The 13,413-nt window shown below is 34.2% G+C and carries 9 protein-coding genes; 4 read left to right on the top strand and 5 right to left on the bottom strand.

What is annotated here, in order from left to right; all coding sequences use genetic code 11:
* Positions 1-151 precede the first annotated feature (151 nt).
* The 4 genes from AC220I_RS10905 to AC220I_RS10890 are packed head-to-tail and all read left to right on the top strand — an operon-like array spanning position 152 to position 5,552.
* Positions 152-1,843: a TolC family protein gene (locus tag AC220I_RS10905; RefSeq protein WP_486723860.1), complete on the top strand. Its 1,692-nt coding sequence runs from the start codon at positions 152-154 to the stop codon at positions 1,841-1,843.
* A 25-nt stretch (positions 1,844-1,868) separates the two neighbouring features.
* The gene (locus tag AC220I_RS10900; RefSeq protein WP_486723859.1) at positions 1,869-3,257 is read left to right on the top strand and encodes an HlyD family secretion protein; all 1,389 of its coding nucleotides are present in this window, start codon (positions 1,869-1,871) and stop codon (positions 3,255-3,257) included.
* Entirely contained in the window at positions 3,257-4,453 is a 1,197-nt protein-coding gene (locus AC220I_RS10895) for an ABC transporter permease (RefSeq protein WP_486723858.1), read from the top strand. The genes AC220I_RS10900 and AC220I_RS10895 overlap by 1 nt, the downstream gene beginning before the upstream one ends.
* The gene (locus AC220I_RS10890; protein ID WP_486723857.1) at positions 4,407-5,552 is read left to right on the top strand and encodes an ABC transporter permease; all 1,146 of its coding nucleotides are present in this window, start codon (positions 4,407-4,409) and stop codon (positions 5,550-5,552) included. The genes AC220I_RS10895 and AC220I_RS10890 overlap by 47 nt, the downstream gene beginning before the upstream one ends.
* Before the next feature lie 77 nt (positions 5,553-5,629).
* On the opposite strand, the gene AC220I_RS10885 is transcribed toward AC220I_RS10890, so the two are convergent.
* From AC220I_RS10885 to AC220I_RS10865, 5 genes are all read right to left on the bottom strand, one after another.
* A complete protein-coding gene (locus AC220I_RS10885; RefSeq protein ID WP_486723856.1) occupies positions 5,630-6,739 on the bottom strand; it encodes an O-antigen ligase family protein in 1,110 nt (369 codons plus the stop codon).
* Positions 6,740-7,630: 891 nt separating this feature from the next.
* Positions 7,631-8,743 (bottom strand): TolC family protein, encoded by a 1,113-nt coding sequence (locus AC220I_RS10880; protein ID WP_486723855.1) that lies wholly within the window; start codon positions 8,741-8,743, stop codon positions 7,631-7,633.
* A gap of 13 nt (positions 8,744-8,756) precedes the next feature.
* Positions 8,757-9,932, bottom strand: a complete 1,176-nt coding sequence (locus tag AC220I_RS10875) for a TolC family protein (RefSeq protein WP_486723854.1) — start codon at positions 9,930-9,932, stop codon at positions 8,757-8,759.
* 163 nt (positions 9,933-10,095) lie between these two features.
* Positions 10,096-12,939 (bottom strand): S-layer homology domain-containing protein, encoded by a 2,844-nt coding sequence (locus AC220I_RS10870; RefSeq protein ID WP_486723853.1) that lies wholly within the window; start codon positions 12,937-12,939, stop codon positions 10,096-10,098.
* 144 nt (positions 12,940-13,083) lie between these two features.
* On the bottom strand, positions 13,084-13,413 hold a 330-nt coding region (locus AC220I_RS10865; protein WP_486723852.1), incomplete at its 5' end, for a COG2426 family protein.

Genomic DNA, 13,413 nt, shown 5'->3' with positions numbered 1-13,413 from the left:
GTATCATAAAGGTGGCTTTTTTATGTTCACAATTGTTCACATTCATACCATACTGATGCCACAATTGGTTTCCATAATAGGAAGGTAAATTAAAGCATTATAGATAAGAGCTAATAAATAATTTGAATAAATTCGATGAGGAGATGTTAAGATGAAATTTTCTAAGATAGCCCTCTGCAGTGCAGTAACCGTGTTATTAAGCACGTGTTTACCTGGGTTTGCTGAGTCAGTACCGGATGCACCTTATGATTTACCCACCATGACCGCGAAGGAAATTATTGAAGATAATAAAAATATCATAAGTGAGAAAGAGAAGCCCACTGATAATATTTCTGAAATCACTTTGACAAGTGAAGAAGCGGTTGCATATGGATTAGAACATAATACAACTCTAAAAACACTCGAGAAGAAAATTGATCTAGCTTCTGTTGCATTAAACTCTACTGTTGAAAATTATAAAGATCTCCAAGATGCAAAAAAGAAAATAGAAGATGCGGAAACTGTACTGAACGATAGTAGCAATCGCCTAAACAGTCTACAGGCAGATTTAAATGATGCACAAGCGGCACTTAATGCTGGGTTTGCACCAACGTCCATTCCTCTAATGTTGGACCCTGTAACGCCTTTAGTTGATTCTAACGGTGTCGCCATTGTCATTCCAGCTGGGACTCATATTAGAACGGCACTTGGCACTTTACCTGTACCAGCACTTAATCCTGCAGTTGCCGATGCCATTGCTGTATCAACAATTGCCACCATTCAAAGCCAACTGGATAGCAATCAAGCACAAATCAATACAAATGCAACCGCGCTTGCTTCAGCATCTGAGACCTTTAAGTTAAAAAAGAAAGAATTCGACAATGTACTCTCCAATGTTTCTGAGAGTATTGATATGAAACTTCAAAATACAAGTAATGTCGTCTTTGATGCAGATGAAGCAGGTGAACTCATGCTCTCCATGGCAGGTGTTAACCTTAATGTAACCAGGTATGCAAAAAGAATTTATAAAAATCAAATTGCAATGCTCATTCAAAAAGAGTATCATGACGCGCTTTTAGCCCAAAGGACCCTTGAACTCAAACTTAAAGCAGAAGAGCGTGGCCAAAAACAATATGAACTCGTCACACTCTCTTATCAAAATGGTATGAAAAGCAAGCAGGATATGTTACTTAGCAAAATGTATTATAACAGTACTCAAGTTGCTACAAGGGTAGCTCAGTCAGAATACAAGAACGCACTTTACAAATTAAAAAATGACATGAACATCAACTTAGATTGCAACCTTATGCTAGTAGAACCAGAAATTAATACTGACGATATTGTTCAACTTGAAGACGCCCTAAAATCCGGCATGATTAATCGAATCGATGTGCAAAAGAGTTTAGGTAAATTAGAAATTATGAAGGTCAACTACCAGCTATTAAATAACAGAGTGGGTAACTTTAGAGATGCTAACGGGGAAGCAGAAGCTAGAGCACAATTAGAAAATGCTGAACTTGAACTGCACATTACACAGTCTAATGCAGCTTCTGATATTTGTCAGTCCTATGAAAATTTAATGGCGATGAAAGATTCATTAGCTTATACAGAAGAATTGATAAAAAATGCAAAAGAAGTCGTTGAGATTGCTAAGCTTAAATATGACCAAGGATTCGGATCAGATAACGCTCTATTACAAAGTTTGAATCTAGAATCTAGTTCTGGTACAATCGTTGAACTCATCGCCTCAGAGGAGAAACTTTCAGAAGTGGAAGAAAAAGTAGCCACTATAAAATATAACTATATTATGGCAAAAATTAAGTATTATAATGATGCTGCTCTATTAAATTCCTTAGAAAAATAATGATTCAAGCAAAAAGGAGATTCAAATGAAAAAAATAAAATCACTTACTATTTTTAAAAGCAAAGATGCTTATAAAGCATGGCTTAAACAACATATTAAAGCAATAACAATCGTTTTGGTTGTAAGCAGTGCTTTCATTGCAGCTGTTTTTAGTTCAATGGCCATAGCATCTGATAATAAAACACAAGACTTACTCCAAGGCACAATAAACGCTCAAGATGTAAGCATAAATTCCAAGATTCCTGGACGAATCGGTAAAATTCTCGTGACCGAGGGACAATCTATCAAGGCCGGCGATCCCATTGTGGAGATCACAAGTGATGAGCTTGAAGCTAAAAAAGCCCAGCTCTTGGCTCAAATCAGCCAAGCTGAGGCTGGTGTTGAAGCTTCCAAAGCAGTTGTTGAAATGGCAAATGCTAATTATGAACTTGCAAAAGAGCGCGTTGAACAAGCTAAGGCTGGTGTTGAGGCAAGTATAAGCCAAAGAGATATGGCAAGTGCAACCAATGACAAAGCTATTAATGGTGCGAGACTACAACAGATTGCTCAAGCTGAAAGTGCCTTTAACCTAATGGATACCACCTATCAAAGAGCCTTAATTCTATTTGAAGGCGGGGCTATTTCACAGCAAAAACTAGACGAAATTAAAACACAAAGAGATATTTATGAACAAACCCTTCTCATGGCAAAAGAAGGCGCTCGAGTAGAAGATAAAGCTGCTGCTCAGGCTCAACTGTCAATGGCTCAAGCCGGTATAGTCGCTAGCAATGCACTTCTAAGTCAAGCCTCTGAAGGTGTCAATATTGCTATGGCACAGGTAAATCAAGCCCAAGCAGGGCTAGTTGCAGCGCAAGGTAAACTTGAACAGGCAAAAGCCGGACTCCTTGAAATCAACGTTTATCTATCTGAATCAGTCGTTAAATCTCCCATTGATGGCACTGTAACTGCTATTAACTCTGATGTTGGCGAGCTCGTCTCTACCGGAAGTTCAATTGGAACGATTAGTAACCTTAAAACCTGCTGGGTTACGGTTGATTTAGATGAGCTTAAACTTGCTGGTGTGAGTGAAGGACAAAAAGTGGAAGTTACATTACCTGCATATCCTGATCAAATTATCCAAGGCATCGTTTCAACCATAAATAAGCAGCCTGATTTTGCTGTTAAAAAAGTTACAAGCCAAAATGGCAGTCTTGATTTAGTCTCATATGCGGTAAAAATTGAACTCAATAACGAATCCGCACTATTAAGACCTGGAATGACGGCTACTGTAAATCTTGAAATACCTGACCTTGCGACAACAAACCCAGTTTCAACAGAAGATGACTCTATTGAAAATGATACGACTGAGTCAGGGTCAGCAACTGTTTCAGCAGAAAACGAAACCTCAACCCAAGAACAATTGGATGTGAAATAATGACTATTCAAAGCTTCTCCGAGGAATTAAAGCGATTTAAATCAGAGCGGATGTTTGTGATTGTACTCTTTATCATTCCTATTTTAACAGTTGTCTTACTAGGAAATGCATTTTCATCTGAAATCATAGATGACATCCCAATGGCCGTTATTGATTATGATAATAGTAATTTCAGTCGTCAATTAATTAAAGCGTTTGGTGATAACAAAACATTTGATATTGTAGCCTATCCCCACAGCGAGAAAGCACTAGCCGCTTTAATGGCAGATTCAAAAGTGAGAGTTGCGATGGTTATTCCAAGAGGATTCTACAATGACGTTCAAACATTAAAATCTCCAACAATCCTCATGGTCTATGACGGCTCACATATGTCCATCACCAGCGTCGCAAAGTCCAAGGCTATGGAAATTCTCCTAACCTATAAAGCAGGTGCAACGATTACGCATCTTCAATCGCGTTTAAATCTCTCCTATGATGATGCCCTTAATATCACTCAAGCTTTCAGATTTTCAAACCGAATGATTTACAATCCCACAAAGAGCTTTCGAGATTTTTTAACGCCCGTGTTCATGGTAGGTGTTGTACAAAGCGCGATTGTCCTTATGGCAACTGTATCTATAGATCATGAGATCTTTAAAAAGCAAAAAAGCCTAAGACATGGTTATGCCCTTGGTAAAGTGGCTTTCTATGGCATCATGGGATGTTTTTCCATAATGATCTGCATTTTTATTCAAAAATTCATTTTTGACGTTACATTTGTTGGAAGTCTTCTTGATGCATTTGCTTTATCTCTAGCCTATACGCTTGCAGTCTCGAGCTTTGCAGTCTTAATATCAGCCTTAATTAAAAACAGAATGGTGGCTCTTATTGGCGGTGGTATCATCTTCATCCCAAATTCAATTATGGCCGGAACAACGTGGCCCTTATATGCAATGCCTATCGGTTATCAAGGTGCTGTTAAAATGATTCCCTTCATTCACTATGTCGTCAATTTAAGAGACATCTATTTAAAGGGGGCACCACTTCACCAAATGCATAAAGATCTTATCTTTTTGCTTACCTTTGCAATCATTGGTGTAATTGTAACTGAAAGTATTTTAAGCATGGCGGCAGTCGAACAAGAAGATAAGAAGGAAAGTGAGATCACAAATGACATTTCTACAGAGTTTCAAGAGGGAATTCAAGTCTATATTTAAATATAAAGGGCTACTAATCATTCTTTTTATAGGTCCCCTTTTTCTAACAATGTTCTTTGGAGGCGTTTATTCAAATGATTATGTAAATGACATTCCCATCGCTATTTTAGATGAAGACCAATCAAATTTAAGCACATATGTGGTCAATCTTTTTGAAAATAACAATCGATTTGAAGTGACAAACTTTCCCCAGAACAGATCAGAAATGGAAACACTCATTGATTCAGGCAAAATTGCCATGTGCATTTGGATACCGGATCGTTTTGAAAGTAATGTAAATCAGTTTAAATCCGCAGAAGTAGTTGCAATGATTGATGGTTCTAATAACGTGGTTGCGGGCAATGCATATGCTCAAGCGACTTCAATCATACAGACTATTTCCGCAGGCGTAGAGATGAAATTGATCTCTGCTAAGGGCATGACCAATGATGATGCAGAGCACTTAGCCCTTGTTTATAATGTTGGCGAGCGCATTTTGTTCGATCCCAAGATGGCTTATATGAATTATTTGATGATTTGTTTTTTCGCAGTCTTTATTCAACAACTTTTACTCTCTGCCATGAGTGTCCTTTTGAATAGAGATAGAGACTACATCCTAGAGGGTAATGTCCTAATAAACGTTCTTGCCTCAATCTCTGTATGTATACTCGGCATGACACCTGCACTTATAGGGAGCCTCCTATTGCTTCACAAGGTCTTCAGAATCCCAATGACTGGTAATCTGTTTATAGCCTTATTGATGACCCTTCTTTTCATGTTTTCTTTACTTGGCCCTGCACTTGCACTTGCCGGCTTAACAAGAGACCGTGTAAAGTATGCTCAAATTTCCTTTATGTTATCAGTGCCAACGTTTGTCACAAGCGGGTGTGTATGGCCACTTGAACAAATGCCATCATTACTAAAAGTAATTGTTCAGATTTTTTGGCCACTTATTTACTATGCCAAACCCCTTCAAGAGGTTTTGATAAAAAATCGCTCATTCGGCTCTGTTTTACCACAAATTGCCGCACTTTCGATTTATGCAGTTGTTTGGACAATGATAGGCATAAAAATTTATGCAAAAAAAGATCAAAAAAACAGCTTAACGATTATATCATAATTTTAAAATTTAGCCAGACCACCCGATCATTGGGTGGTTTTTGTTATAAAACAAAAAAAACCGCCAAATGGCGGTTATTATAATTTATATGCTTTTCTAACTTGATTTTGTAAAGCGTATGATAGTCCTAGAATTGTCCAGAATACAATAGAAACATTCACATTTGAATCTGTAAACAATGCTGAGATTAGATATGAAAAAATCGCAACAGTAAAACCTTTAATCAACATCATCTTGTACTCCAAATAAGGCTCAAGCTTGTCTTTAGTCTGATTTATTAATGAAAATGCTTTGTATATATTTTGAATGCTCAAAATCATAAAAGTCAAAAGTGAAAACACCCCTGTAGACAATGCAATTTGTATATACATATTGTGGGGTTTATCCACAAGCATATTTGTTGTTCCATATGCATTGTATTTACCTACATAGTCATTCTGTGGAAAAACAAAGGGAAATGTTTCTGGTCCATACCCTAGAATAGGTCTTTTAACTATTAAAGGAATTGATCTTGACCAAATATAACCCCTTGCAGATCCAAGCTTCTGTGAATTCGAGAATCCCCAAACTTCAGGTTCATCAATATTTGTATATTTGCCATATACATTTTTATACTTTAATTGATTATTCTCATAACCAAAAACCCATGGTACATTGTTTAACATCACAACATAGTCCATGGTTTCTGAACTTTTATACAAATACACTTCAAATCCACCTAAAGCTTCATTTGAGAAAAAAGCATGAGCATTATCATTAATGCCCACCGGTGCAATTGCATCGTCATCTAAAAAATAAATTATATTCCATCCTGAATTTGTATGGTTTAAAATTTCAGTTCTGAAAATATGATCCTTTATCATGAAGCTTATACTGTTATCATTTATTTCTATCCCTTGTAAATCACTTGACGTTCCATTTTCAGAAAATAATTGATGAAATCTCGATGATATTATGCCCTTAGAATAGAGCTCAAAGCTCGTTGCTAAAATCACAATTACAATTAAAACGCCCCCTATAATTTTTTTGTTTTTAACCAGAGCCCTAAAGTTTAAATATAGTATAAATGGAACTCCTAGTGCAACACCAATCATGCCTCCCCTAGAAATAGAGCCCAATAAGTTTATTAATATGAGTATAGACGTTATAAAATATGTAGCCTTTTTAACCCTACTTGTTTCATTCAAAAATAGGGTGATAAAAATAGGGAAGCTCATCGATATGTACAATCCCACATAATTGCTGTGATATAAAGTTTGATAGATGGCTTTATAATCAAATGATTTTTCTAAATTAAAAGTTAGATTTCTAAGTGAACTGGATGTTATTAAGGGCTTTGTCACCTCATTAAAAACGATATCAATGCCAAAATACTGAAAAATCCCTACTATACTTAAAAAAATATTGGAGATCATAAAGGCATTTATTATAAGTTTTAAGTGCTTGTCTTCCCAAGAAGTTGATATAAATACTAGGCAGACGAGTAAGTATGAAAGTAAAACAAAAACACTCTCATACCTTTCTAAATACCCATTAAATGAACTGAACTTGTATACGGAAAATATGGCTGAAAGTATCGTAAGGATTGAATAAATGAAAATGAGTTTATTGGGTTTGGAATGTAAGATATTATGCTCACTGTCTTTTTTTACATTCTTGACCATCAAAACAAATCCAATCAAACCTGCAAAAATAATGGCATTTGCCTTAATTTTTGAAAAAACATCATAGAACTTGGTTTGACTCGAATACCAAGAAAATAGGTTCATTGGGTAATTAACCTCTATTACCCTTACCAATAAAGGGATAATTGCTATTGTAAATATCGCCAGTCCGACGCTTACTTGAGTATAGTGGTTTTCCTTTACTCTATTATGCTTATTTTTTGCTTTTAAGGTTTTTGAAGCCATATAATCTCCTTTTAAATTTCATTTACTAAAGTTTATCATATTTTTTTGAAGATATTGCCCATATATTGGCAAAAAAATAATGAGATTTGAACTCAAAGAATTCATACCCCATTACTTTCACGATACACTTATGAAATTTTGAAATTACATTTCAAATTAATATTACTTTTAGTAATATCTCAAGAATGCTTGATAAGCTTTATAATATGCATTTAAAGCATCAGTTAAACTATTTTTTGCAGCAACAAGATCCTTTTGTGATTTAAATACATCAAGCTGTGTTACCATTCCCAACTTAGCCTTAACTTGAGTAACATCATCTGCCGATTTTGCCAAAGTCAAATTATTTTGGGCAATTTTGATATCTAGAACTAGACTCTTTAAAGTATTGTAGTCCATATAAACTTGATACTTAATGGCCTTAATTTGTTTGTCTGTGTCATAATTATTATCTTCTATATTTTGATCATAGTTCTTATATGCGCTTACGCTACTAGAATAAATATGTTCAACACGCTTTTGCTGTTCAAATTTTTCTATATTCTCTTTGTAAGATGCTAGTGTAGAATCATTTTCAATGTTTTTCTCAATAATAGTCTCTAGCTTTATATTGTTTAAGTCAATATAATTTCCAATAAGAACTTTTTCTAAATTTGAAGTATCGGGTAAATATTTTATTTCAAGTGAATTATTGATTAAATAATTGAAATCCATTTGTGTAAGTTCACGATCTCTCAAACTATTGTCTAGATCTTTTTGAGCTGTATCCAAGTTCACTTGATATGATAATATATCATTGTTAGTAATCTTGCCTAATTTTAGCTCCAAAGCTTTTTGATCATATTCCTTTTGATAGATTGCTTTTACATCTTCATATAATTTGATCTGATTTTCTTGTGTCACGATGTTAGTATAATAATCAATTAATGTTTGCTTAAGTTCGAACACCTTATCATCATAGCTTCTAGAAAGTGCATTCAATTTATTCTGAGCGATAACCGGATCCACATAAACCGCTGTTGCTCTATCATTTGATTTGTCAGGATCATCATATATAAATCCGTCTAACCTACTTGACTCATTTTTAACTTCAACAATAATCTCTTTTTGAATTTCAATTTGCTTGTTAATACTCGCTAATTCTCTATTATTTTCAAGCATTAAATTTAATGCATCGTCATACTTAATCACAATTGGCGCTGTTGTATTTTCATCATCTGCAAATACAAGTGTTTGAAACAGCATTAAAAACGCTAAAATAACAATACTAAACTTTTTCATGGAATCCTCCTAATTATAACTTAATGCCGTAGCTTATGAGTAACTCTAATTTCTGGCCTATCAGAAATTTCTCATTTTCTAAGCTCATTTTACTGAGTTCTGATTGAAATACTTTGATTTCATAACTTATACGATCTGTATCGACAATTTGTCCTAATTTTTCCATCTGTGATAACTTGTCTAAAAAATTAGTATCATATTTAATTTGTGTCTCTGCAACACCGATTTCATCTGAAATTCTGTTAAACTCACTTAAATAAGTTCTAAGGGATTTATAAACTTCAATCTTAGCAGATTCCTGCGATTGAATGCCTTCTTCGTATCTTCTATCAAAATCTAACAAATCCGATTTCAAAATATATGATCGATATGCAGTCGTATACTTCTTCTCATTTTCTAAAGCTTGCATCTGGCGATTCGTATTATAAATGAGCTTACTAACTTCAGAGGCTGCATTATAATACTTAGATAAGTTTACATTATCATACTCTGTATCCGTGAAAATAGGTGATTGAAATACATATGTTTTATCAACCTCTAAGCCTGCTAAAGACATGATATTGTATTTCAAGTTTTCAACTTGATAAGCAAGTTTTTCTCTGTTATATTTTAGATTTTCAAGTTCAATACGTGCATTTTCAGCATCTACTTTACTTATTGACCCAAGTTCAAATTTTTTCTGAACCGCTGAATATGTTTTTTCAGTATTTAGGATCATTTGATCATACATAGCGATTTGCTCTTTCAAAAGGCTATATTGTGATAAAAGTTGATCTGCGGCGAAACTTAAAGTTGTTTCTACCGTTTCCTTTGTAATTTCAAGACTTTCAAGTTGAGCTCTCAAATTTTCCATTTGTACAAAATTTGGGTAAGCATATTCATAGTAACTGCCTTTTCTCTGATCCTTCATGCCAGATGATCGGTCACCTGCCAAAGCGACAAACCTAAAGTTGGTATCAAAGTTGGCAATTGCATCGGCGATGCTATCTATTGTATCTTTTAAGTCTCTCACATCTTTTGATTGATTAATAAATGCCTCTCTCAAGTCTACCAAGTTAATTTCGATTGGTTTTTCATTTGTGATATTAACTGCAGATTCTTCTGCATATGCCAGACTACTCGATGAAAAAAGAACACCAATCAGAAATATGATTAAAGGTAATTTATGTGTACTCATTATCTTTTTCATGATTTTTACACAGCCCTCCTAGATTTTATTATCATAAGTCTATTATAACCTTTTCATTTTATTTATCACTAGCTTTTATGATTAATTAACCTTTTCTTATCCGTATTTTAAGAAACTATTAATAATTAAGACCACCAATATCATTATCAGTGGTCTTAATGGATTATCGTATAAATTCTATTCGCGTATTGATACCTTCAATGGTAATATCATTAATATCTTTCATAGGATATTTCTGAACAATATTCATATACTGTTTTACCTTAGAACGATCTTCTTGAGCAACGAAGATTTGTACATATGATCCAGCAGCATTTATTCTATCAATTTTTATCCCTGGTATTTCAAAACTTAACATAAAGATAGAGTTTGAATTAATGGGATTTGTGAACTCCAAAGTCACAACTCCAGTCCCTACTGTATAATAAACATTATCAACATAACTCCCATTTACATTTAGTTTTGCTAGTGATGAACCTATATATTCAGTCAAAGGAATATAACCAGATAACGGATTAAGAGTCTCTCCAAAATCGGTTTTTGTATTTTGTCCCACGGCTCTTAGAAAATAACCTTGATAAGTGTTAATTGGCTGATTAAGCGTCACTGTAACGATACTGTTTCCATCATCATCGTATTTTATATAATAGGCGTTGATCGTAAAGTATATACCACTTCTAAAAATTTCAAAATCATCAGGGTCAATGTCTTTAACCTTCTCAGATAATAAAATTTCACATTGGTCATTTCCAATATATCGGAAGCCAATTACATTAATATTAGCCTTTTCTTGTAAATCTACGAGATTCTCATCTGTTTCTGTTATGTTCCCATTGGCATCTGCCACTCTTCCAATAATTAAGTCAGAATAGTCTGGTGTGTTTGTGCTATCAACAGAAATATTAATACCACCATATCCTAAAGTCGCAACACTTATCTGAACAGTTTGATCATCTATCAAGTTAATATTGACTGCATTGGATGGCAACTGACTTAAGCTCGTCCCATTAATTTTATAATTATTCTTATCAAGGATTGAATAATTACCAGAAGTATTCATCGGTTCGTCATAAAATACGATAACATCTTGCTCCGTTTTTGTTGTAAAGAAGACCTTTGCCGACCAATTTGCTGGGCTTGGTAGTGTCATGTCCTTAACGGTAAATTGATGTCCATTATCCACTAGTGCATTTCCTGATAAGTCATATAAATTGGTTAAATTAAGAGTATATATTCCTGAAAGCTTATCTGCAAAATATAGCATAATTGTGTTTTGTTTAGAATCATAAATTGCTTGAGAGATTTCAACACTTTTTTTATCAGAGTCCTTAACCGTATAATTAGACTTAACATAGAGTTCATTCGCTTGATTTCTAAGTGATTCAGAAAAATGAATTACTAGAGTCTTCTCATCCTTTAGCTCCGGTTCTCCACTAACAACTGGGTTTACTTTATCTGGCGCCATTTCGACAATGATTGTTTGCGTGGTATTCTGATTACCAAAATAGTCGCTTATAGACCCATTTAGAACATAGATTGTGTTAGATCCCGGTAACAAAGGTTTATTTGAAAAGTCTAGAATAAGCTCATTACCATCAATTTTACTATCAGTAATGTTTTGATCAATTGTATTTACCGGGCTATCATGGTAATACTGATTTGTATATCGATTGATTGGCTTTATATTTTCATCCCAAATGACCACAATTTGCTTTGCATTTACAACCCTATAACCAACAACTTTTGGAACAATTGTATCTTTTACATATTTTGCAGTAATTTGAGTACTATAGAGGTTGAATCCAGCAAAGTCTTTTATTGAATTTTTTGCCGTTATAACAACATCTGTTGTAATCTTTGTATTTGTAAAAATAATTGCAACTTTGTTGTTGTCTGTTAAAGTAATGCTGTTTAAATTTATTCTACCTTCATTAATGATAAAATCAGAAATACTTAGTTCAGGAATCGTATCACCATCCATCATTGGCGCAATATCTTCATCACTTTGAACAGGTTCGTTGAATGTCACCTTAATATAATTATCACCAATTACTTCTGCTGATTTCATCTGAGGCAATAAGGTATCCATAAATTTTAAAGCTGTATACTTTTTCTCAACTAACTTGTTGCCATCAACAGCTTCTATATTTTTTATGGTAATCTCCATATCTTTATTTTGGACGATTGGCACATTTGTAATCACTCTTAACCCCATTTGATCATCGGTTAAATTTATTTTGATGGGTCTTAAGAAGAAGTTTGTGTCCTGTTTCATTGTGAAATTTGTTATCAATAGGTTATTATTACTTAATAAAGGTTTGTTGAAGATAAACTCAAGCTCATTTAGGCCAACAGCTCTATAGCTAATGATTTCAAGACCACCCTTGGTAGTATCAGGTGTCGTTGGTTCATCCTCCTTAGTACCATAAATGGTTTCTGGTAATTTATTTAATTTAATGCCTAGTGCTGTCACTTCTCCTTGAGGCGGTGTTAATAGTGCTTTCCACATGCCATCAAAAGCTTCTCCTCTTTTAACTGCCGAAGCATTAGAAGCCGAAAAATCGATACCAATTGTATTCATATCTAAAATAACGTTTTCCCATGTATATGAATACTTTAGAGCGTTCATTAACATGGCACTCCACTCTTGTCGAGATACTGGGTTATTAGGTTTAAAGGTACCATCAGGATAACCGCTTACCCATTTGTTTGTTTTTGCAAACGTTACATAAGGCGCAAACCAGTCTTTAGAAGTCACATCTGAAAAATTTTGAATGTATATGTACTTTGAAGCTTCGTTTTTTTGTCCATACATTTCTGACAGTAAAACACATGCTTGTGCTCTGGTTAAATCTTGATCTACCATTAGGTTGCCATTATCCCCTACAATGAAGCCATATTTAAACAAAAGGTCTGCTGCGGATTCATTTTCACCAAATGATAGTGGTTGAAAATTGCTAATGCCAATTAACATTAATATTAATACAAGACTAAGTGCTTTTTTCATAATTGCCTCCATATCTTATTTCTTATCATAAACTCATCAAATTTTATCATTTGTCTACACTTTACACTATATTGTTATTATAACAAAAAATAAAACCCTCTGATGTTAAGGTTTTATTTCATAAAAGCGATGTTTCTATTATATTTAAAACTTAAAGAGTGCCATAGCACCGTTACTCAATGAAAATATGATAATTCCTGCGACAAAGTTTCCGATAAGAATCGCAGGAAAAGCCCATTTAAACCTTATATCCAAAAGTACTGCAGCCAGTGAGCCTGTCCATACCCCAGTTCCTGGTAGTGGAATTGCAACAAATAAGAATAATCCCCAAGCGCCATATTTTTGAATCCGGTGACTCCTGTTCAGGGTCTTATACTCAATATGGTCAGTAATTTTTCGAAAAAAGGATGCCTTTTTTAGCCAGTTAAAGATGGGTCTTATCCCAAACAGAATAAAGGGTACCGGTATAATACT

It is taken from the genome of Fusibacter sp., from assembly GCF_057447755.1.
Note: the sequence above shows the minus strand (reverse complement) of the source record. Positions and strands in the feature narration are given on the sequence as shown.

Coding starts and splice junctions, on each gene's coding strand:
- AC220I_RS10905 (WP_486723860.1), top strand. CDS start 152: ATGAAATTTTCTAAGATAGCCCTCTGCAGTGCAGTAACCGTGTTATTA.
- AC220I_RS10900 (WP_486723859.1), top strand. CDS start 1,869: ATGAAAAAAATAAAATCACTTACTATTTTTAAAAGCAAAGATGCTTAT.
- AC220I_RS10895 (WP_486723858.1), top strand. CDS start 3,257: ATGACTATTCAAAGCTTCTCCGAGGAATTAAAGCGATTTAAATCAGAG.
- AC220I_RS10890 (WP_486723857.1), top strand. CDS start 4,407: ATGACATTTCTACAGAGTTTCAAGAGGGAATTCAAGTCTATATTTAAA.
- AC220I_RS10880 (WP_486723855.1), bottom strand. CDS start 8,743: ATGAAAAAGTTTAGTATTGTTATTTTAGCGTTTTTAATGCTGTTTCAA.
- AC220I_RS10875 (WP_486723854.1), bottom strand. CDS start 9,932: ATGAAAAAGATAATGAGTACACATAAATTACCTTTAATCATATTTCTG.
- AC220I_RS10870 (WP_486723853.1), bottom strand. CDS start 12,939: ATGAAAAAAGCACTTAGTCTTGTATTAATATTAATGTTAATTGGCATT.